General features: G+C 56.8%; 14 protein-coding genes. 5 read left to right on the forward strand and 9 right to left on the reverse strand.

Translation table 11 applies throughout. The features are described from left to right. Positions 1–20 precede the first annotated feature (20 nt). From CU100_RS02200 to cueR, 4 genes are all read left to right on the forward strand, one after another. Positions 21–515 carry a DUF2244 domain-containing protein gene (locus CU100_RS02200; RefSeq protein ID WP_245418899.1) on the forward strand — a complete coding sequence of 165 codons (495 nt, stop codon included), beginning with the start codon at positions 21–23 and terminating at the stop codon, positions 513–515. Between the two features lie 76 nt (positions 516–591). Next, positions 592–1,494, forward strand: coding sequence for a methylated-DNA--[protein]-cysteine S-methyltransferase (locus CU100_RS02205; protein ID WP_106714914.1), 903 nt, complete (start codon positions 592–594; stop codon positions 1,492–1,494). A 166-nt stretch (positions 1,495–1,660) separates the two neighbouring features. Next, positions 1,661–4,165, forward strand: coding sequence for a heavy metal translocating P-type ATPase (locus CU100_RS02210; RefSeq protein ID WP_106714915.1), 2,505 nt, complete (start codon positions 1,661–1,663; stop codon positions 4,163–4,165). 18 nt (positions 4,166–4,183) lie between these two features. Further along, positions 4,184–4,576, forward strand: a complete 393-nt coding sequence (gene cueR / locus CU100_RS02215) for a Cu(I)-responsive transcriptional regulator (RefSeq protein ID WP_106714916.1) — start codon at positions 4,184–4,186, stop codon at positions 4,574–4,576. Here cueR and CU100_RS02220 read toward each other — a convergent pair. The 6 genes from CU100_RS02220 to CU100_RS02245 form a co-directional block, all read right to left on the reverse strand. Continuing rightward, the gene (locus tag CU100_RS02220; RefSeq protein WP_106714917.1) at positions 4,569–4,862 is read right to left on the reverse strand and encodes a Dabb family protein; all 294 of its coding nucleotides are present in this window, start codon (positions 4,860–4,862) and stop codon (positions 4,569–4,571) included. The genes cueR and CU100_RS02220 overlap by 8 nt on opposite strands. A gap of 95 nt (positions 4,863–4,957) precedes the next feature. Next, on the reverse strand, positions 4,958–6,268 hold the full coding sequence (preA, locus tag CU100_RS02225) for an NAD-dependent dihydropyrimidine dehydrogenase subunit PreA (RefSeq protein ID WP_106714918.1): 1,311 nt from the start codon (positions 6,266–6,268) through the stop codon (positions 4,958–4,960). A 10-nt stretch (positions 6,269–6,278) separates the two neighbouring features. Then, positions 6,279–7,736 carry an NAD(P)-dependent oxidoreductase gene (locus CU100_RS02230; protein ID WP_106714919.1) on the reverse strand — a complete coding sequence of 486 codons (1,458 nt, stop codon included), beginning with the start codon at positions 7,734–7,736 and terminating at the stop codon, positions 6,279–6,281. 221 nt (positions 7,737–7,957) lie between these two features. Beyond that, the gene (locus CU100_RS02235) at positions 7,958–11,116 is read right to left on the reverse strand and encodes an alpha-L-rhamnosidase-related protein (RefSeq protein ID WP_106714920.1); all 3,159 of its coding nucleotides are present in this window, start codon (positions 11,114–11,116) and stop codon (positions 7,958–7,960) included. 260 nt (positions 11,117–11,376) lie between these two features. After that, positions 11,377–14,451 carry an efflux RND transporter permease subunit gene (locus tag CU100_RS02240; RefSeq protein WP_210280647.1) on the reverse strand — a complete coding sequence of 1,025 codons (3,075 nt, stop codon included), beginning with the start codon at positions 14,449–14,451 and terminating at the stop codon, positions 11,377–11,379. 71 nt (positions 14,452–14,522) lie between these two features. Continuing rightward, complete coding sequence (locus CU100_RS02245) at positions 14,523–15,671, reverse strand: efflux RND transporter periplasmic adaptor subunit (protein ID WP_106714922.1); 1,149 nt, start codon at positions 15,669–15,671, stop codon at positions 14,523–14,525. A gap of 268 nt (positions 15,672–15,939) precedes the next feature. Here CU100_RS02245 and pncB point away from each other — a divergent pair, with 268 nt between their 5' ends. Continuing rightward, positions 15,940–17,247 (forward strand): nicotinate phosphoribosyltransferase, encoded by a 1,308-nt coding sequence (gene pncB, locus CU100_RS02250; RefSeq protein ID WP_106714923.1) that lies wholly within the window; start codon positions 15,940–15,942, stop codon positions 17,245–17,247. Between the two features lie 26 nt (positions 17,248–17,273). Here pncB and CU100_RS02255 read toward each other — a convergent pair whose 3' ends face one another. The 3 genes from CU100_RS02255 to cmk all read right to left on the reverse strand — a co-directional run bounded on the left by CU100_RS02255 (position 17,274) and on the right by cmk (position 21,139). Continuing rightward, a complete protein-coding gene (locus CU100_RS02255; protein ID WP_170113759.1) occupies positions 17,274–18,290 on the reverse strand; it encodes a LacI family DNA-binding transcriptional regulator in 1,017 nt (338 codons plus the stop codon). Positions 18,291–18,671: 381 nt separating this feature from the next. Beyond that, entirely contained in the window at positions 18,672–20,372 is a 1,701-nt protein-coding gene (gene rpsA / locus CU100_RS02265; protein WP_106714926.1) for a 30S ribosomal protein S1, read from the reverse strand. Positions 20,373–20,509: 137 nt separating this feature from the next. After that, a complete protein-coding gene (cmk, locus tag CU100_RS27125; protein ID WP_245418947.1) occupies positions 20,510–21,139 on the reverse strand; it encodes a (d)CMP kinase in 630 nt (209 codons plus the stop codon). Between the last annotated feature and the right edge of the window lie 336 nt (positions 21,140–21,475).

Below are 21,475 nucleotides of genomic sequence, written 5' to 3' on the forward strand. Positions count from 1 at the left end.
CAAATGCCATGAGCCAAACAATGAAGCCATTGGACCCTGCGGGGTCGAACGACGAAGAGATTTTTCGCGCGCTTCTCGTTCCACACCGGTCGCTGGGTCGGCCGGGTTTTCTCATTCTGATGGGCACGCTAGGTCTCAGCAGTTTCCTCACCGGCTTGTTTTTTCTGTCGCTCGGTGCCTGGCCTGTCTTTGGCTTTTTCGGCCTCGACGTTCTGCTGGTCTATATTGCTTTCCGTATGAACTATACGTCGGCAAAGGCTCACGAAGAGGTATGCGTATCGCGCGTCGCCTTGCGGATCAGACAGGTTGCGCCCTCTGGCCGGGCAAAGCTGCACGAGTTCAATCCATTCTGGACAAGGTTCAGCGTCGATCGCCATTCCGAGATTGGCATCACCTCGATGCTGGTCGAAGGGCAGGGCAAGGCCGTAACGATCGGCTCATTTCTCAATCCCGATGATCGCGAGACCTTCGCCTCGGCATTTCAAAGTGCTCTGGCAACTGCCAAGGGCAGGTGAAATCGAAGAGCGGCAAGAATCGGGTGGCGACAGAATGATGCGAGTGGTCATATGGTTTCAATGAGAGGTAAAGCCGATGAAACCACATGCCATACTTCATAAAGATATCACCCCCACTGGCGACGACTATGCGATCGTCAGCCATATCATAGAACGCATCAGCAGGGACTATCGCGATCAGCCTTCGCTCGAGACGCTGGCACGCGATACCGGTCTGTCGCCGACAGCGCTGCAAAAACTCTTCACCCGGTGGGCGGGGCTCTCTCCGAAAGGGTTTCTGCAGGCGGTGACCATCGATCATGCGCGGCGTCTGCTGGATGAAGGCATGCCGTTGCTGGAGACCGCATACGAGACCGGTCTGTCCGGGCCCAGTCGCCTCCACGACTTGTTTGTCACCCATGAGGGCATGTCGCCAGGTGACTACAAGACCCGGGGCGCTGGTCTCACCATCCGCTATGGCTTTCTCATCTCGCCCTTTGGGCAGGCGCTGGTGATGGTGACAGACCGAGGTCTTGCAGGGCTTGCCTTCGCGGATCCCGGCAAGGAGCGCGAGGCGCTTGCGGACATGTCCTCTCGCTGGCCCAATGCGACCTATGTGGAGGATCTTGCCGCTACCGCTCCCTATGCGGCGCGAGTATTCAATCCGGCGGAGTGGCGTGCCGACAGGCCGCTTAAAGTCGTTACTATCGGTACCGATTTTCAGTTACGCGTCTGGGAAGCCCTGTTGAAGATTCCCATGGGCAAGTGCGTCGCCTATTCGGATATCGCCGCGGATATCGGCTCGCCATCGGCATCACGGGCGGTCGGCGCTGCCGTCGGCGCCAATCCGGTCAGTTTCGTCGTACCGTGCCATCGAGCCGTTGGAAAATCCGGAGCTTTGACTGGCTATCATTGGGGTCTGACGCGCAAACGGGCCATTCTCGGGTGGGAAGCGGGACAGTTGAGCAACGGCAACGCCGGTCAGGCGCAAGCCGGTTAGCTACAAGTCTTGACCATCCTCTTGGAGAGGGGAGATCGCTAGCAGAGGACTGGCGGGCAAGCCCGCCTTTGTTTTGCACACTGATCTGCCCAAGCCTCTTGACCTTCCAGTTACTGGAAACATTACCTTTGGTGCACTATCTGGTTCATAACCGAAAGTTCGCACCATGAAACATGACCACCACCCGACCAATCATAACCATGATCACTCCTGTTGCAGTGGCAAGAACTCTGCACAAGCAGTGGACGTGCGCGATCCGGTGTGCGGGATGACGGTTGATCCCGCGGCAGGCAAACCGGCAGCCGAATTTGGCGGACGTTTGTTCCATTTCTGCTCGGCGGGTTGCCAAAACAAATTTGCGAAGTATCCCGAGGCATATCTTGATGCAACCGACCCTGTCTGCGGCATGAAAGTAGACCGGGCGAGTGCTCGATATTTCCTGCGGCATGAAGGTGAGAAATATTACTTCTGCTCGGCAGGTTGCCTGGCCAAATTCGAAGAGTCCCCGCGGGATTATCTCGGCGGCCGGCCAGCGCCTGAACCGATGCCCGCGGGAACGCAATATACCTGTCCCATGCACCCGGAAATCGTTAGGGACGGTCCCGGCTCTTGCCCCATTTGCGGTATGGCGCTGGAGCCTATGGGGATCCCGACCGGAGACGAAGGACCGAATCCGGAGCTCGTCGACTTCAACCGTCGTTTTTGGATAAGTGCTATCTGTTCGGTACCACTCCTGCTCATCACCATGGGCCCTATGCTCGGCCTGCCGTTACGCGCCTGGATCGGTGAGAATCTTGCGATCTGGTTGGAATTTGCGCTGGCGACTCCGGTCGTAGTCTGGGCTGCTATTCCATTTTTCGAACGGGCGTGGACGTCCTTTGTCAATCGCAGTGCGAATATGTGGACGCTGATAGCAATCGGCGTCGGCGCGGCCTACGCCTTCAGTGTGGTGGCAACTATCGTGCCTGACATCTTCCCGCATTCCTTCCGCATGCATGGCGGTTCCGTACCTGTCTATTTCGAAGCTGCGGCAGTTATCGTTACGCTCGTCTTCCTTGGCCAGATACTGGAGCTCAAAGCGCGAGAACGAACAGGGTCGGCGATCCGCGCTCTTTTAGACCTTGCGCCCAAGACAGCCCGCCGCGTTGCGAGCGATGGCAGCGAAACGGACGTACCGCTCGATGAAGTGGTTGCAGGAGACAGGCTGCGGGTGCGCCCCGGTGAAAGCGTGCCAGTGGATGGTATCGTGCTCGAAGGCCACTCCTCTATCGACGAATCCATGCTCACCGGAGAACCCCTGCCAGTCGAAAAGACCGAACATGACGCGGTTACCGGCGGCACCCTTAATCGAAATGGCACGTTGTTGATCGAGGCGGAGAAGGTGGGCGCAGATACGATGCTGTCTCAAATCGTTGGCATGGTTGCATCGGCCCAACGTTCGCGTGCGCCGATCCAGGGCTTGGCGGACCGCGTCGCTGCCTGGTTTGTTCCGGCAGTCGTCATAGTCGCTATCATGGCCTTCCTCATCTGGTCGGCGGTTGGACCACAGCCGAGCATGATTTACGGCCTTGTTGCCGCGGTTTCAGTGCTGATTATCGCCTGTCCATGCGCACTTGGGCTCGCAACCCCGATGTCGATCATGACGGCAACGGGGCGGGGGGCGCATGCTGGCGTGTTGATCAAGGACGCCGAAGCTCTCGAACGGTTTGCTGCTGTCGATACGCTCATCGTCGACAAGACCGGAACGCTGACAGAAGGCAAGCCAAAACTTACTGATATGGTTGCAGAACCGGGTTTTGCTGAAGACGAATTGCTGGCCCTTGCTGCAAGCCTTGAGAAGGGCTCCGAACACCCGCTCGCCGAGGCTATTGTCGAGGGGGCAAAGTCGCGCAATCTCACGCTTGCCGATGCAATCGGCTTCGAGGCGGCTATCGGCAAGGGAGTTTCCGGTTCAGTCAGAGGAAAATCCGTATCGCTCGGAAACAGGGCGATGATGCAGGATATCGGTGCGGATGTTTCTGCGCTGGTCAAGCAGGCTGATCAATTGCGGGCACTCGGCAAGAGTGCGCTCTTCATCGCAGTGGACGGCAAGGCGGCAGGTATCGTTGCCGTTGCCGATCCGATCAAGGCGACAGCCGCCGAGGCGATACGCCAACTGCACAGGGCAGGGTTGAAGATAGTCATGGCGACCGGCGATAATGCCGTCACGGCGCAGGCGGTGGCGCGCGATCTCGGCATCGACGAGGTTCGGGCCGACATGCTGCCGGAGAGCAAGAAACAGCTTGTAGAAGAGTTGCGGGCGAAAGGCGCGATGATCGCCATGGCCGGTGACGGCGTCAATGACGCTCCGGCGCTCGCAGCGGCCGATGTTGGCATAGCCATGGGTACTGGCGCCGATGTGGCAATGCAAAGTGCCGGGATAACGCTGGTGAGGGGTGATCTTAATGGCATCGTTCGCGCCCGTCACCTGGCAGGCGCCACGATCCGCAACATCAAACAGAACCTGTTCTTCGCCTTCGTCTACAACATGCTGGGCGTGCCGGTCGCAGCAGGGTTACTCTATCCCATATTCGGTCTACTGCTGTCGCCAATGCTGGCTGCAGCGGCAATGAGCCTTTCGTCGGTGTCGGTCATCGCGAATGCCTTAAGGTTGCGAACGATCCAATTGTAGTCAGACTGCGAGGTTGTCATGAATATTGGAAACGCCTCTGGCAAATCCGGGTTGCCTGCGAAGACAATCCGCTATTACGAGGATATCGGGCTTTTGAAGCCTGAGCGGTCGGAAAATGGCTACCGCGATTACTCCATGTCGGACGTGCATAAATTGCGGTTCCTGCAGCGAGCGCGTGGCTTGGGTTTTTCTGTGGAGGAGTGCCGCCAGCTCCTGGCCCTTTATGAGGATAAAAGCCGCGCCAGCGCCGACGTGAAATCCATCGCAAGATCAAAGCTTCAGGAGATCGACCGCAAGATCATCGAGCTAAGGGAACTGCAGGAGACATTGAAACACCTGGTGGCGCATTGCCATGGAGACCAGCGGCCCGATTGCCCCATCCTCGAGAGTATTTCCGGCTCGGTCAGCTGAGTGTCGAAACCACGTCCGCAGAGATTCGCAGCTCACGTAGCGGCCGAACGACAGCAGTCGTTTGCTCGTAAATCGGATGCGCCTTGTATGCGGCCAAGGCTTCGGCATCCTTGAATTCGCCATAGACGACCACGTCGATCTCGCCTGAGATAGGATCGGTCTTGGTATTCTGCATGACTTCGAAGATTGTGGAGTGAGGAATTTCCCCGAGCCGTTTCAGGCCTTTGACAATCAATCCAACATCATCCTTGTTGCGGGCACTGAAGAATACAATATGACGGATCACGGTTTGGTTCCTGCTGCGTTTGGCTGCGCCGGACTCTTAATACCCCCATCATTTCAGTCAATAGATGCGCTGTCGCAGGCCGCCGAGAAGACCGATCATTCGGCGGCAAGCTTCGCCATTGGGTTATTCGGATGCGTGGTCCAGTTGGCATAGTCCGGCTGAATCGGCATCTTCGTGCGCGGATCGACGCCCGAGATCATCGGTACCATGCTGATGCAGTTTTCGACGGGGCAAACACTCACGCACAGATTGCAGCCGACGCACTCCTCGTCGATAACTTCGAACTGCCGCGCGCCATCGACCGTCGACGTGATAGCCTGATGGGACGTGTCTTCGCACACGATATGGCAGCGGCCACACTTGATGCAAAGGTCCTGGTCGATCTGCGCCTTGGTGATGTAGTTGAGGTTCAGATATTGCCAGTCGGTAACATTCGGCACTGCGAGGCCCTGGAAGTCCTCAATGCTGCGGAACCCGCGGGAATCCATCCAATCGGAGAGGCCGGAAATCATTTCCTGAACAACCTTGAAACCATATGTCATCGCTGCGGTACAAACCTGCACATTTCCGCAACCGAGTGCGATGAATTCCGCTGCGTCCCGCCATGTGGTGATGCCTCCAATGCCGGAAATCGGCAGGCCGCGCGTTTCGGGATCGCGAGCGATCTCCGCCACCATGTTCAAAGCGATCGGCTTTACGGCCGGGCCGCAATAGCCGCCATGCGAGCCGCGTCCGTCGATCGTTGGATTGGGAGCAAAGTTGTCGAGATCCACTGAAACGATCGAGTTGATGGTGTTGATAAGCGATACGGCGTCGGTGCCGCCGGATTTCGCCGCTCGCGCGGGCTTGCGAATGTCGGTTATATTCGGCGTAAGCTTGGTGATGACCGGCATGCGCGTATACTGCTTGCACCAGCGGACGACCATTTCGATATATTCCGGCACCTGACCAACGGCTGCACCCATGCCCCGCTCGGACATGCCATGCGGACAGCCGAAGTTCAGCTCAATTCCATCGGAGCCGGTCGCCTCGACAAGAGGCAGGATGGCTTTCCACGCTTCTTCATCGCACGGCACCATGATCGAGGCGATGAGGGCGCGATCCGGCCATTTCTTCTTTACCTCGGTCATTTCCCGCAGGTTCACTTCCAGCGGCCGGTCGGTGATGAGTTCGATATTGTTGAAACCGAGCAGCCGTCGATCCGGCCCGTGGATAGCGCCGTAGCGGGGTCCGTTGACATTGACCACAGGCGGGCCCTGTTCTCCAAGGGTCTTCCAGACAACGCCGCCCCAGCCTGCCTTGAAGGCCCGTTCGACGTTATAGGCCTTGTCTGTCGGTGGCGCTGAGGCCAGCCAGAACGGATTTGGAGATTTGATGCCGAGGAAATTCGATGAAAGATCAGCCATGTCAGTTCCTTTAGCCGACCACTTGGATCGTATGAATGGTTCGGTGTTCCGGCAACGGGGTGCCGTCGGCGCTCGTCGTCATCACGGCCTCGACAAAGCCACTGACTTTCTCCGGTTGCTGCATGAGGGTCCGGTGGATAGATTCTGCAGCAATCTTGCCGTCCTGTACCGCGGCAACTGTGAGGTCCTGACCACCCGCAACACAATCGCCGCCCGCCCATATGCCGGGGACTGAGGTTCGCCCTTCATCGTCAACGCTGACACGACCTCGAGACAGCGCGATACCTGCTCCGGTAAGCACGGCTTCTGCCGGTGTCTGGCCGATCGCCTTGAACACCTGATCGCTGGCGAGCGTGATGCTCTCGCCTGAAGGACTGAGACGGCCATCGGCCATATTTGTATAATCGAGCGTAATACCGCAAACCTCGCCGCGGTCATTGCGTGTCAGCGCACGTGGTTGGAGCCAATGACGGATGATGACGCCGTTCTTCAAAGCCAGTTCCTGTTCGAAATCACTGGCGTTCATATGTTCGGGTCCGCGACGGTAGGCGATGATGACGTTCTCGGCGCCGAGCAGCTTCGTTTGCACCGCAACATCAATAGCCGTCATGCCGCCACCGATCACGACGACGTCGCGGCCTACTGCAATCTGCGAAAGGTCGTCGCTCTGACGGAGAACCGATATAAAATCCACCGCATCGATGCAGCCGGCAGCATCTTCGCCATCCAGGCCCAGTTCGTTGACACCCGGCAGCCCCATGCCGAGGAACACCGCGTCGAAACCTGTTTTCAAGGCATCGAGACTGATATCGCGGCCGAGCGCCTTGTCATTGTGAATGGTGATACCCCCGATGTCGAGAACGAAATCCAGTTCCTTCTGCGCAAAATCGGCGACGCTTTTATAGGCAGCAATACCATATTCGTTCAGCCCCCCGGCCTTTGGCCTTGCCTCGAAAATAGTGACATCATGCCCGCGCATGGCCAACCGATGGGCGGCCGACAGACCCGCTGGGCCGGCTCCAACTATCGCGACAGACTTGCCGGTCGGCTCTGCCCGATCGAAAGGATGCTGGCCATTCGCCATCAGATGGTCGGTAGCATAGCGCTGAAGAAGCCCGATTTTCACCGGTTTGCCTTCTGCGGCCTCGCGAACGCAGGCTTGCTCGCACAAAGTTTCGGTAGGGCAGACGCGGGCGCACATACCACCAAGAATGTTTTCAGAGAGAATGGTCTTGGCTGAGCCGGTAGGATTGTCCGCGGCGATTTCGCGAATGAACAGCGGAATATCGATCCCCGTCGGGCAGGCATTCATGCATGGTGCGTCGTAGCAGAAGTAACACCTGTCTGATTCCACGAAGGCTTCGTGCCGGCTAAGCGGCGGGTGAAGATCAGAAAAAACGTCCGCGTAGGCGCCGGATGCGAGCCGCTCGGCTCTGACGTCACGGATTCCAGAATCCATTGGTCCCATGAAATCTCATCTCCTCGTTTTGACTGCGTCCGGTTCCCGTGGATCAGCAGTCTTTTCGATGGCCGGTATATCCGGACCTGCAGCGAGAATGGCAGATTTTCTCGGAAGGTCAAATTTTTTATCAAACGGTCAAGAAAATGTACTTCGCAGATGCGGAAAATTTCAAAAAATTGGCCCGGACTTGCCGGGCCATTTCCTATGTCTCGCATCGAGATCCAAGTTCAATCGATCATACGCCGCAATATCAGCTCAGTGATATTAGCCCGGTTCGATATGCCCCCAGCGCCACCACTGTCACCATAGGTCGAATATGAGTCGAGATAGGACATGTTGTAAAAATCGCTGAACTTGATTGTATAGGACATGCCCGCCACCAGCGTCACCGGGACAGGGGTCGATTCGCCCCAAGTATCCCAGTTTGGCAAATGCGGCATGACGACGACGCCTTTGCCCGTAGTCTCACCCGCACCCCTTACCTCCATTTGCTTGACCGCCGCAGTCACGCCGGTATTTACACGCCCAAAAGCATTGCCGTAGCGCAGGAGAACGTGATAGCTCCCGCTGACAGATGGCGTGACGGTGAAGGTCAGCTCTTCGCCTGGGACACCCCAGTCTGACCAGGATCTGCGACCATGGTCGTCCTTCAGTTGCGCATGTGAACCTGCAACAGAATTGTTCGTCGCTCTTTCAGCACCAATAAATGTGAGTCTGCCATCACCCCAGTAACATGCCGGATCGGTTCGCTGCGACACGCTATTATTCAGTCCGAGAGTATATTGCCGGTCGAGTGAATAGCATAGAGTTTGACTCATATTCGACTGGCCCGGCGTATCGGTCCAGCCGCGATCCGTGACGCCGGTAGCTACCGAAACGCCATTGCGGTAGATATTGATGGCGGTTCCGGCCGGATTGGCACCTTTCCAGTTGATATTGATCAATCCATTGCTGTCCTTTGTCAGGGCCCAGCGATCTGCGGTCAGGTCGAGGTCAACCGGTTGCGGGCCGTACAGGTCAGTGTCTGCGGAAACCACCTTGGCCGCCCCGCCATCTACCTTGTTGTTGATCAGCTCTACGACGAAAATATTCATTCCGTCGTTTTTGAGATCTGACGCTTTCGTGTAGCGGTCCAGCAGTATCTGCGCGCCATTCAGCGTGACCGATTGCGCAGTGTAGAAACCATTATCGACTAAACTTGCATCGGGCAAATTCACTTTGACTGTAATTTTTCTGCCTCGATAATCGAGATTGTTCAACTGGATCTGCCGGGCACCTTTGAAGACACTCCTATGCATTTTTTTAGTGATCGACGGCTGGAACCGGATACCTGTCATGTCGGCCTCGCGCCCGAATACGACGTCGAGGACGGAACCGATGTAACCGCCCACCGACCACAATTGCTTATCGGAATTGACAGCCGGGCGATCCTCAGGCTTATCTGCTGTCACCGCGAGCTTGGTGAATTCGAAATTCTCCATATTCGACAGGTTCAATGCTGCACCATTGATGAGAGTTTCGAAGTTGCGGTCGACTACGTCTGAATTGCGCCCCTTGGCCGCCGCTTTGATCAGGTAACTGGAAACGAACGGCCAGATGGCCCGATTGTGGTAGACCTTCACATCGCGCATCTGGGGCCAGACGACCGGTGCGCCAGCCGCTGTATGGGGATAGTTGTTCAGAATGCTCGTTGCTTCGGCTTCATCAGCAATGCCGTCCTGAATCGCCAGAGCCTCACCAATCAATTCGTAGCGGCGCACTGGAGCCTGATCAAGCTCTGTAGTCTTCATCATGCTGAACAGACCCGCTTCCTTCAGCCAGAGGTCGCTCTTTATGTGCTGTTTAAGAACATCGGCCCAGCCGCCATACTTGGCGGCGTCCGAGGTCTGCTTAAGCTCTACGGCCATTTTCGCTGCGACATCGAGAATCTTCCAGTGATTGATGTTGGTAGACAGCGTTTTCGACATCGCAATGTGGACCACAGTATCCTTCACCCAGTCGGGATAGGTCTGTTCGCGCCAATCGAGGAATGACGTTTCGCCGCGATAGAGCCCATCACGATTGTCATAGGCGGCAAGGCGATCGTTTTCGATCGTGTTGCGAATGGCGGTATAGGCATCGTTCAGGAATCGCGTGCGATCCTCACCGTCGAGATATTTGAGAAGTTCGAAAGCAGCACGCGCCCAAACCACGCGATCGGTACTGATCGGCCAGCTGCCACCACTGCCGGTGTCCTGAACGATTTCCGTTGTTTCGGCACCGAGTATCTGCGTTGCACTGCGCCGCTTGGACAATTTGAACAGCAGGCTGTTCTTGGCAACCTGCGGATTGATCTGCGCAAGACCAAGATCAACGGCATAGGCTGTATCGCGCGTCCAGACATAGGTCCACTCGTCTCCTGTCTGGTAGCAGCCAATGCTACCGCCACAAGGTATGGCATTGCCGTTATTGTACGCGCGATCCTTGACGGAGGTCACGGTCAGTTCCCTGGCTTCCTGCATCGCCATGGCAAACAGCCCATCGAACATCTGGCTGCCGGTGCGGATTGTCGGAGCGTCTGGCTGTTCTGTAATTTGGAGTTGTTTACCTTTGCCTTCTTTCCGCTGGTCTTGAGTGCTGGTCAGCTTGTAGGTGCGCAGCGTCGACGCTGAATCGGCAGTCTCTATCGCAGCGCTGCTGCCATTCCAGCTGAGCGTTTTAATGCCACCATCAAGATTGACGGGATCGGCAACGGGAGGCGCCTTGACTTCGACGCACTCGTCACCGACGAGCGTGCCCGATTCACACCGCGTAACCACAACTGGGGTGACGACGCACTCGTTGCCAACACGAATGCCCTTCTCACACGCGCTAGTCACCACCTTCGGTTTGACGACGCATTTGCCGTCCTCAAGGGTACCTGTCTCGCATCGGGCAAGTACATCGGGCTTGATCACGCATTTGTCACCTTCGAGCGTCCCTGTATCGCAACGGGCAACCACAACGGGTTTGATGATGCACTCGCCGCCTTCGGGAGTGCCGCCCTCGCACGCGCCGGTAATCACGCTCGGTTTGACAACGCACTTGCCGCCGTCAAGGGTGCCGGTTTGGCATACCAGAGCCACATCCGGCGTGATGATGCATTTGCCATCAACGAGGGTGCCCGACTGGCATACGGTGGTGGCGACGGGCGTGACAACACACTTCCCATCGATCAAGCTGCCCTGCTCGCACTTGTCGATAACGACTTCCGGCGTGATGACGCATTTGCCATCCACAAGGGTGCCTGCGCACGAGACAAAAGTTCCGGACCCGTCGTCCGCACCTGCCGTTTTGTTTGAGTCATTGCAGGCGGCCAGCATGAAACAACATGCCAAGGCTCCCAACAGCATCCGAAACGAAGCCATGATTCCTCCTGAGTATGAATAAAAAATGCGTTTCTAAAAAATTGTGCGCATGCAGTAGGCAGCCAAACGGCTCGCACGATTGCTCGTACGATGGCGCGGACTGTAAAAAAAGTTTGGGGTTCCTCCCAAGGAAACCGCAGGGTTTTTGCTATAGGTCCGAGAAAACAACGTCAATAATACGATAGTCAAAGAAAATCGGAAATCAGCCCGATAAGCACAATCTAACGCAACTGAGTGCCTCATAAATTATCGAAATCGTGCTATTCCGCTGCCAGCGGTGGTTGTGAGGCGACTTCCAGAAGTTCACGGTTGAGCCGCGCTTCCTCCTCGGCTTTGGGCTTGGAAAAGCCTGCAAGCAACAGGTAGGCAACTGGCGTCAGGAAAAGCGTCGAAGCGGTTGCCATGCCGAGTCCGCCGACGATGACCCAGCCGAGTGCGATGCGCGCCTCTGCGCCGGCGCCACTCGCAAGTACCAGCGGTACACCGCCAAGAATCGCGCAGAGCATGGTCATCACCACAGGACGAAGGCGAATGTTCGAGGCCTCCTCGATCGCCTCGCGTACTGTCCTGCCTTGGTCACGTAAATGATTGGCGAATTCTACGATAAGAATGCCGTTCTTCGCCATGATGCCAACCAGTAGTACCAGCCCGATTTGGCTATACACATTCATGCTGGTCCCGGTCATCAACATGGCGAAAATTGCACAGGCAAGACCGAGTGGCACCGTCGCCATTACGGTAACCGCACTGATGAAGCTTTCAAATTGGGCCGCGAGAACCAGAAGAATGATCAGGATGGCAAAGCTGAACGTCGTGATCATGCTGGATGAGTTTTCACCCAGCGTCGCAGCCTCGGCCAGGGGTATGATTCGATATCCGGCGGGCAATAGCGGTGCTGCGATCTCCTGCACGTCCTTGAACGCGTCTCCCAGCGCGAAGTCCGGGCTGAGACCGGAGGTGATGGCGACGGAACGCATCTGCTGCTCGCGCGTCAGCGCCGGTGGCACAGCAACTTCGGTAAGCTTGGCGATGGTCGACATGGGAACGAAGCGGCCGTCCCCTGTCCGCAGAAAGACGTTCTCAAGGTCGGTGGGATCATTTATGGGATTGGTGGTCGACACCAGTTTCACGTCGAAACTGCGATCTTCGATATAGACGGAGCCGATCTTATATCCATCGAGTACCGATTGCAGGGCTTCGGCGAGGCCGGTGATGTCGATACCGAGGTCGGATGCTCGCTCGCGGTCGATTGACACGGCCAGTTGCGGCTGCGTTGGCTCGTTGGTCAAGCGTGGGCGGTCAAAGCGACTGTCCTTTTCAAGCTCGGTTACGATCTTGGCGGCAGTCGTACCGAGTTCCGCGTAGCTTGTACCCACAACCGCAAACTGCAGACCGTTGCCGGCACCGCGGATACCAAGAGAATTCGGTTGCGCCGCAAATACCTGAATGCCCGGGATACTGCGCACGCGCTTGGAGACGTCAGTGATGATCTCCTGCTGGCTCCGTGACCTGTCTTTCCAGCCAGCAAGGCTGAGAACCATGAAGCCGCGGTTGGTATTGCCGTTCTGGCCCGCGATGGAAAATGTGTTCTGGATTTCCCCTGAATCGCGCAGTGGCTGGATCAAGGCCTCTATCTGGCGCATCTCATCATTGAGATATTCGAGGCTTACGCCCTGTGGTGCAGTGATGCGCAGGAAAGCCGAGGCGCGGTCTTCCGTGGGCGTCAGTTCCTGTTTGATCATTGAAAATGCACCGAATGCGATACCGGCAAACAGGATCGAGATCAGTACGACAATCCACGGTGCAGAAAGGCAGGCGCGCAACATCCGTTTATAGAGTCCCCCGAACCACCCGCCGATACGAGCAACCCGTCCTGGTGCGTGGGTGACATCCTGGTGTTTTGCCTCACTGGCGCTGAGTAAGCGAGACGCCAGCATCGGGCAAAGCGTCAGCGCCACGACAGCCGACAACAGAACGCAGATCGCCAGAACGAAACCAAACTCGCGAAAGAGCCCTCCGGTTTGGCCGGGCAGGAAGGACAGCGGGACGAACACCGCTGCGAGCGTCACCGTCGTGGCAACCACCGCAAAGAACACTTCCTGCGTGCCCAGAACTGACGCTGCGCGCGGGCCCATGCCCTGGTTGCGCCGGCGAACAATATTTTCGAGCACAACGATTGCATCGTCTACGACGAGGCCAGTGGCCAGAACAAGGGCGAGCAGAGTCAGGATGTTGATCGAAAATCCGGCGAGATAGATAGCGGAAATCGTGCCTATCAGCGCGACAGGCATGCTCACGGCGGGAATGAGCGTGGCGCGAATGTCCCAGAGGAACAGATAGATGATCAGGATTATGATGAACACGGAAACGCCGAGGGCGATCTCCACCTCATGCACTGCACCGTTGACGAAGTCGGCATCGTCGCTGGTCACACGAATGTCGACGCCCTCCGGCAGGGTTTGCTGCAACTGGGCAACAGCCGCGCGAACCCCCTTCGAAATGTCGAGCGTGTTGGATTGCGCCTGGCGGATGATACCAAGTCCAATGCCTGTCTTGCCGTTGGCGCGCAATGTCGAGGTACCGATATCGGGACCCATGGTTACGGTGGCCACGTCGCGAATTCTCGTCTGGCCCTTGATGATGATGTTTTCGAACTCTTCCGGCGTCGTCACAGGCGCCGTCGCGCGCACGACGATGCTCTGATCATTGCTGTTGAGCTGTCCGGCTGGAGTATCGAAAGCCATTGTGGTCAACGCGTTGCGAATATCCGCAACATTCATGCCAAGGCTGGCAACCTTGCCCTGATCGATATCGATACGGAAAATCTTGCTGCGACTGCCATTGACCTGAACGTCCGCGACGCCCGGTACAGAAGCCAGAACATCCTCGATCTGGTCCTCCACGAGCACGGTCATGTCTTCGACCGCCATCGTGTCCGAGGTTACGGCAAGACGCATGACCGCATCCGAATTGGCATCTGCCTTGACGATCTGCGGCGGATCGGCTTCGTCTGGCAAGGTGTTGGTGATGCGGCTGATGGCGTCTCGCATGTCGGCGGCGGCAACATTGAGATCCACGCCGTCGTTGAATTCGACGGTCACGCGGCTATTGCCGAAGGAGGAACTCGATGAGATGGACTTGACGCCCGATACGCGCGAAACCGCCCCCTCGATGGCCGATGTAAGCTCACGGTCGACAGTCTCGGCGGCAGCCGATTCGAACACAGTCGAAACAGTCACGACGGGCCGGTCCACGTCGGGCAATTCGCGGACATCGACCCCGTACCACGCGGCGAGACCGGCCACCACAATCAGTGCATTGAGCACCAGGGCCATGATCGGGCGGCGAATGAAGAGCGCGGTAAAAGTGGAATCGTTCTGTCCGTTCGACGTGGTCACAGGTTACCTCAGCCCCGCTCGCCTACCGAGGCCGTCGGCCCAGCTTCGGTATTTGCCTGCGGCGACGGCTGACCCTTTATCTGGACGGTGCCGTCCTGACGAACTGACTGCACTCCCTCGGCAACGATCTGGTCGCCCGGCTTTATGTCGGCGTCGACCAGCACGGAAGCCGTGTTGCGCTGGACGATTCGAACCGGAACGCGTGTGGCTTTGTTGTCTGCGATCCTCCAGACATAGGCGCCATCCGTGCCCCATTGTACCGCAAGCGGATCGACGGTCGGGTATGTGTCGCCAGGAAAGGCGACCGACATCTGGAAAGCCATTCCCTCACGCAAGGCATCATTCGGATTCATGATCTTCGCCTGAACGTGGAGCGTACGGCTGGTCGGATCAACACGATTGTCGATTGCGCTTATCGTTCCCTTGAACGTTTCGCCCGGGCGGGCGATGGAGGTCGCAGTCACCGGCAAATCGACGGTAATCGATGGCGCGAACCGCTCGGGCACCCAGAAGTCGACAAGGAGGTCAGAACGGTCGTCAATTGTTGCGATTGTCGTCGAGATGGTTACGTAATTGCCGGCATTGATCGGCAGTATGCCGACAATTCCGCCAATAGGAGCTTTGATGGCGCGGCGATCGAGAGCGAGTTCCGCCTCGCGAACATTGAGGGCGGCATTGTCTACCGCCAACGCTGCTTCCGAAAGCTGGACTGCGGAGACCGTGTTGCTTGAACGCAGGCTTTCTGCCCGCTTGAGTTTCGTCTGAGCGTCACTAAGTGCAACGCGTGCCTTGTCGACGAGAATGATCTCAGCTTCGGAATCGAGCCGCGCAATCACATCTCCGGCTTTTACCTTGGTGCCTGAAGTAACCAGGATGTCGGTGAGTCGCCCCGCTGTGAAAGGCGTGACTGCAACAGAGCTCTTGGCCTTTCCCGTACCAATGGCCGACAATTTGTCGTTTATCTTGGCCTCGGAAGCCGCGCGCACAACAACGAGCGGCAAGGCCTGCCCACCGCGCCGCTGTCCCACGGCAGGTTCGGTCGCCGCTGTCGGGGTGCGGTCAATTCCCGCTTTGGAGCGTGGAAAGAAATACAGCCAGCCAGCTCCGGCAACAGCCAGGATGAGCAAAGCAGTAACAAGCTGTTTTCCGAGACGCATATACCACTCCGAAATGCCGGTTCCGCACAAGGCAGAGCCAGCACCACCAATCATATATCAACGCACCATCTGGTGCGAACGGTTGTTTGTAACTGAGAATAATGGCCTTTTGTTTAACCTGCGATGACAATTCCGTTACGTTACAGATATTTGGCCGGCACCGCCATCTATCGCTGCCGCCTGGTGCGGGGGGATTTGCGGTGCTCTCTTGAAGGCTCGGCCCTGCCGTGCAACATGGCGGGCGGGGATTTCGCGAAGAAGGCAGTCAATGGCGACCAAGACCGATATTGCAAGGCGGGTGTTCAACCACACGTTCAAGCTCGATCCGATTGTCCGCAGCCTGCTCGACACGGATTTCTACAAGCTTTTGATGCTGCAGATGATTTGGGGCGTTTACTCTAAGGTCGATGCGACATTCACGCTGATCAATCGGACCACGCGTGTGCGCCTGGCCGAGGAAATCGACGAAGAGGAACTGCGCGAACAACTCGATCACGCGCGCACCATTCGCTTTTCCAAGAAGGAAATGATTTGGCTCGGCGGTAATACCTTCTATGGAAAACGCCAGATTTTCGAGCCGGATTTCCTTGAGTGGCTGTCGAATTTCCAATTGCCTGAATACGAGCTGACGAAGCAGAACGGCCAGTATGAGCTGAACTTCCACGGGCCATGGATGTACACGACCATGTGGGAAATTCCGGCGCTGACCATTATCAACGAGTTGCGGTCCCGCGCGGCCATGAAACGGATGGGGCGTTTCGAGCTCGACGTTCTTTATGCCCGGGCCAAGGCCAAGATGTGGTCGAAGGTAGAGCGGCTTCGTGCATTGCCCGAGATCAGGATTTCCGATTTTGGCACACGCCGCCGTCACTCGTTTCTCTGGCAGCGATGGTGTGTGGAGGCGCTGAAGGAAGGCATTGGCGAAGCTTTCACAGGCACGAGCAATGTGCTTATGGCGATGGACAATGATCTGGAAGCGCTTGGCACGAATGCGCATGAATTGCCGATGGTTCTTGCTGCACTAAGCACTACCGAGACAGAATTGCGGCAATCGCCTTACAAGGTCCTTCAGGACTGGAATCGTTACTATGGCGGTAACTTGCTGATCGTCTTGCCCGATGCATTCGGAACCACGGCATTCTTGCGCGATGCGCCGGATTGGGTAGCGGATTGGACGGGTTTTCGTCCGGACAGCGCCCCTCCGATCGAGGGCGGAGAGAAGATTCTCGCCTGGTGGCGCTCCAAGGGCAAGGATCCACGCGAGAAGTTGCTCGTATTTTCTGATGGACTGGATGTCGACACGATCGAGGCAACCTATCGTCACTTTGACGGAAGGGTGCGCATGAGTTTCGGTTGGGGAACCAATCTGACCAATGATTTCGAGGACTGCGCCCCGCGGTTCAATGATCAGCTCAGTGCGATTTCACTCGTGTGCAAGGTCAGCCGGGCCAATGGGCGGCCAGCGGTGAAGCTTTCGGACAATCCAAAGAAGGCGACGGGCGATCCTCGCCAGATCAGGCGATATCTGGAAGTTTTCGGCGCAGAAGACCGCATAGAACAGGCCGTGAGAGTCTGATCTTTTAGTCATCCGATGTGTTGCGATCAGGCTGACCTGCGCAACATGATCTCCCCGTTAAGGAGGATGCGCTGGTCTGCCGGCAGTTCAGACTTCGTTCCATCGCTTTCACCCAGCTTGTCAAAGAGGAGCTTGATCGCCAATCGTCCAATTTCGTTGTAGTTCTGTGCAACCGTCGTCAATGGCGGGCACATGTACCGCGACAATGGTTGATCGTCATGGCCAGCGACCCGCAGATCGTAGCCTTCCCCCCGCCCCACTTTCAATCCCGCCTGAAAGGCCGCGGCGAGAACGCCATAGGCTATCCGGTCATTGGCGCAGAGTACCGTCTTGGTTGGAAAACCACCGTCTCGCAGTATCTGTGCGGTTGCATCGAAGGCAAATTTCTCAAATTCCCAGTTGGCATTGGCTTCATGCACGACGAAGCGGGGTTCGAGGTTGAGGTTCTGCATGGCCTCGACGTAGCCCTCGCGGCGTTCGAGTGCATTGCTGTTTACCAATGTCATGCCGAAGTAGCATGGCTGATCGCCAGACCGGGTCAGATAGTCGACTATCAGTTTGAAGCTTTGCCGGTTGTTGGTACCGACAAATGGCGACGTCGCGTCGAGCGGCGAGTCGATATAGATCAGGGGTATCGACTCGCCCAGCCTGGCAAGTTTCTCATGATGCGACTGCACACCGAGAGGTCCAATGATAGCACCGGCGACGTTCATGGACTTGAACGTTTCGATGGCGCGTTCCTCAAGCTCTGGCTTACCGTCGGAACTCAAAACGAAAGCAAGATAGCCCGACTGTTCCGCGATACCCTCGATACGCCGCGTCAGCGCCATGTAAAACGGATCGGTTGAGTTGGGAACGATTAGGCCAAGGATGTTGGTTCGACGGCGGTTGAGATTGACCGCGAATATGTTTGGCCGGAAACCCGATTGTTTGACGGCAGCTTCAATGATTTCTCTGGTCTTCTTGCGGACCGAATTGGGGTCGTTGAAATATTTCGACACGGTTGGTCTCGACAACCCGACAAAGGTGGAGAAGTCTTCCATGGTCTTGATCGGCTGTTTCACAGCTGCATTCCTTTATGGCCACCCTGCACCCAACCGGAATCTGTTGTCCGGCTAAGAAATTTGCAGGGATTATCGCAATCATTGCTGAAAACTGCGCTCGCGCAATACATCACCCGATTGATATACACCCGCTCTTAATGGTTGAAAAATTTACAGTGTGCATGTCATGCGTCAAGAAATTATTTAATCCACTCCAACTAGCACGCGCTAATCTGGTGAAAAGTAGCAAGCGCTTCGACGGCGATAAGCGGAGCGTTTTGGACCTCCCAATCCTTTTTCCGGCCATCGGAGCCGTTTACATGAAAAAACCCGCCGGTTTGCACCGGCGGGTTTCTATGTCGCTGAACTGAAAAGAATAGCTTAGTTCTTTTCGCGGCTCTTCAGAGCGGCACCCAGGATGTCCCCGAGTGATGCACCGCTGTCGGTTGAACCGTACTGGGCAACAGCTTCCTTCTCTTCGGCGATTTCCAGCGCCTTGATCGAGACCTGCAGCTTGCGGGTCTTCTTGTCGAAGGCGATGACGCGGGCGTCAACCTTCTGACCAACCGTAAAGCGTTCCGGACGCTGTTCGTCGCGGTCGCGGGACAAGTCAGCGCGGCGAATGAAGCTGTCCAGGTCGTGATCGACCAGGCGCACTTCTAGACCGCCATCGGTAATGCCCGTAACTTCAACGGTAACAACGGCGTTCTTGCGCAGTTCACCCGAAGTTGCGGCTTCGCCGACCTTGTCGCCCGTCAACTGCTTGATGCCGAGGGAGATACGCTCTTTCTCGACGTCGACGTCAAGAACCTGCGCCTTGACGACGTCACCCTTGTTGTACTCTTCGATGACCTGCTCGCCGGGACGGTTCCAGTCGAGGTCGGAGAGGTGAACCATGCCATCCACATCGCCATCGAGACCAATGAACAGGCCGAACTCGGTCTTGTTCTTGACTTCGCCTTCGACGATCGTCCCCACTGGGAACTTGTCCGCAAAGGTTGTCCATGGATTGTCGAGGGTCTGCTTGAGGCCCAGCGAGATGCGGCGCTTGACCGGATCGACTTCGAGCACAACGACTTCAACTTCCTGCGTGGTCGAGAGCAGCTTGCCCGGATGCACGTTCTTCTTTGTCCAGGACATTTCGGAAACGTGAATAAGGCCTTCGATGCCCGGCTCGATCTCGACGAATGCACCGTAGTCGGTGATGTTCGTAACGGTACCGGTGATCTTTTTGCCGATTGGGTATTTCGCACCGATACCATCCCAAGGATCGCTCTCGAGCTGCTTCATGCCGAGAGAAATACGATGGGTTTCCTGGTTGATACGAATGATCTGGACCTTGACAGTCTGGCCAATGGACAGGATTTCCGAAGGATGGTTGACGCGGCGCCAAGCCATGTCGGTCACATGCAGAAGACCATCGATGCCGCCGAGATCAACGAACGCACCGTAATCGGTGATGTTCTTGACAACGCCTTCAACGACCTGACCCTCTTCGAGGTTCTGGACGATTTCGGAGCGCTGTTCCGCACGGCTCTCTTCAAGAACGGTACGGCGCGAGACAACGATGTTGCCGCGACGCTTGTCCATCTTGAGGATTTCAAAGGGCTGCGGATTGTGCATCAACGGGGTAACGTCGCGGATCGGACGGATGTCGACCTGCGAGCGCGGCAGGAAGGCTACGGCGCCGTCGAGGTCGACAGTGAAACCACCCTTGACCTGATTGAAGATCACACCATCGACGCGTTCGCCGCGGTTGAACTTCTCTTCGAGACGGACCCAGCTTTCTTCGCGACGTGCTTTTTCGCGCGACAGAACTGCTTCGCCGAGGGCATTTTCGATGCGCTCGACATAAACTTCAACGATATCGCCCGGCTTGAGCGACCCGTCCTTGGCTTTCGCGCCGAATTCCTTCAGCGGAACACGACCTTCGACCTTGAGGCCGGCGTCGATGATCGCCATGTCTTTTTCGATGGCGACGATACGGCCTTTTACTACGTAACCTTCAGCAAGGTCATTGGTGGCAAAGGACTCGGCGAGAAGAGCTTCGAAATCTTCACGCGTTGGATTGGCTTCAGACATACATACTCCTGGGTGTCCGGAAAATTCATCGGACACAGCACCGGTGGTTCGTGTTACGGATCGTCTGCGTGCCAACCCGCCCCCTTTAGGGAGCAATCCGGTGCGAGGGCTGACTGCAAACGTATTTTGCGGCTAGTCTAATGCTTGTTCTTTGCGAGGGCCTGATCGATCAGGGTTTTGGCGCTAAGAAACGCGGTCTCTATATCCATTTCCGTCGTATCTAGCAAGTGCGCGTCGGCCGCAGGCTTCAATGGCGAATCGGTGCGCCCCATATCACGGGCGTCGCGCCGGGTAAGATCCTCCAGAATCTCGTCATATTTGGCACTGCCGCCTCCCGATTTGATCTCTGCATAGCGGCGCTGCGCGCGCGCTTCCGGCGATGCGGTGATGTAGAGTTTCACCGGCGCGTCGGGACAAACCACCGTACCGATGTCGCGTCCATCCAATACGGCGCCTGGCGGGCGCTCGGCGAAGCTGTGCTGCATGGCAACCAGCGCGCGGCGCACAGCCGGCATTACCGCCACCTTTGATGCTGCCTCGCCTACGTCGTGGGCGGACAGCACCGAACGATCGAGTTTCGTCAGGTCGATTGTCCTCGCAGCTTTTTCCGCCAGAAATTCATCGTCGAGTGGCATGTTCTGGTCCATGAGGGCCTTGGCTACAGCCCGGTAGGTCAGGCCCGTATCGAGATGATGAAATCCATATGCCTCAGCGATTCGCCGCGCGAGCGTGCCTTTGCCCGATGCCGCCGGACCGTCGATGGCAATGGTAAAGTGCGTTTGAGGCGTCGGCCGGTCTTTTTCATCCCTGCCGAAGGCCCACTGGCCGAGAGCGAAGATAAGATAGGCGGCCGCCAGAACCAGCGTGATGAGCGGTGTGATGCCGAAGGTGATTATAACGTAACTGCCCACTGTCGTTATTGCTTGCTCCAGCCATTCTGGCAAAGACGCAGCAAAATCCTGCAGCAGCGTGTCAACAGCAAGGATCAGTACGAATTGGCAAATGAACAGCCAGAACAGCAGGGCAAACAGACCAAAGCGAACGCGTAAGCCAAAGCGTTCAATGGCATAGGGAATGGCAACGACAGCAAATGACGCCAGCAG

Source organism: Phyllobacterium endophyticum (assembly GCF_003010935.1).
Taxonomy (GTDB): Bacteria; Pseudomonadota; Alphaproteobacteria; order Rhizobiales; family Rhizobiaceae; genus Phyllobacterium; species Phyllobacterium endophyticum.

Bases quoted from the DNA above. Each gene is read 5' to 3' on its own strand.
- CU100_RS02205 (WP_106714914.1), top strand. From the start codon at position 592: ATGAAACCACATGCCATACTTCATAAAGATATCACCCCCACTGGCGAC.
- CU100_RS02210 (WP_106714915.1), top strand. From the start codon at position 1,661: ATGAAACATGACCACCACCCGACCAATCATAACCATGATCACTCCTGT.
- pncB (WP_106714923.1), top strand. From the start codon at position 15,940: ATGGCGACCAAGACCGATATTGCAAGGCGGGTGTTCAACCACACGTTC.
- CU100_RS02245 (WP_106714922.1), bottom strand. From the start codon at position 15,671: ATGCGTCTCGGAAAACAGCTTGTTACTGCTTTGCTCATCCTGGCTGTT.
- CU100_RS02240 (WP_210280647.1), bottom strand. From the start codon at position 14,451: ATGGCCCTGGTGCTCAATGCACTGATTGTGGTGGCCGGTCTCGCCGCG.
- rpsA (WP_106714926.1), bottom strand. From the start codon at position 20,372: ATGTCTGAAGCCAATCCAACGCGTGAAGATTTCGAAGCTCTTCTCGCC.
- CU100_RS02230 (WP_106714919.1), bottom strand. From the start codon at position 7,736: ATGGGACCAATGGATTCTGGAATCCGTGACGTCAGAGCCGAGCGGCTC.
- preA (WP_106714918.1), bottom strand. From the start codon at position 6,268: ATGGCTGATCTTTCATCGAATTTCCTCGGCATCAAATCTCCAAATCCG.
- CU100_RS02235 (WP_106714920.1), bottom strand. From the start codon at position 11,116: ATGGCTTCGTTTCGGATGCTGTTGGGAGCCTTGGCATGTTGTTTCATG.
- CU100_RS02255 (WP_170113759.1), bottom strand. From the start codon at position 18,290: ATGGAAGACTTCTCCACCTTTGTCGGGTTGTCGAGACCAACCGTGTCG.
- CU100_RS02200 (WP_245418899.1), top strand. From the start codon at position 21: ATGAAGCCATTGGACCCTGCGGGGTCGAACGACGAAGAGATTTTTCGC.
- cueR (WP_106714916.1), top strand. From the start codon at position 4,184: ATGAATATTGGAAACGCCTCTGGCAAATCCGGGTTGCCTGCGAAGACA.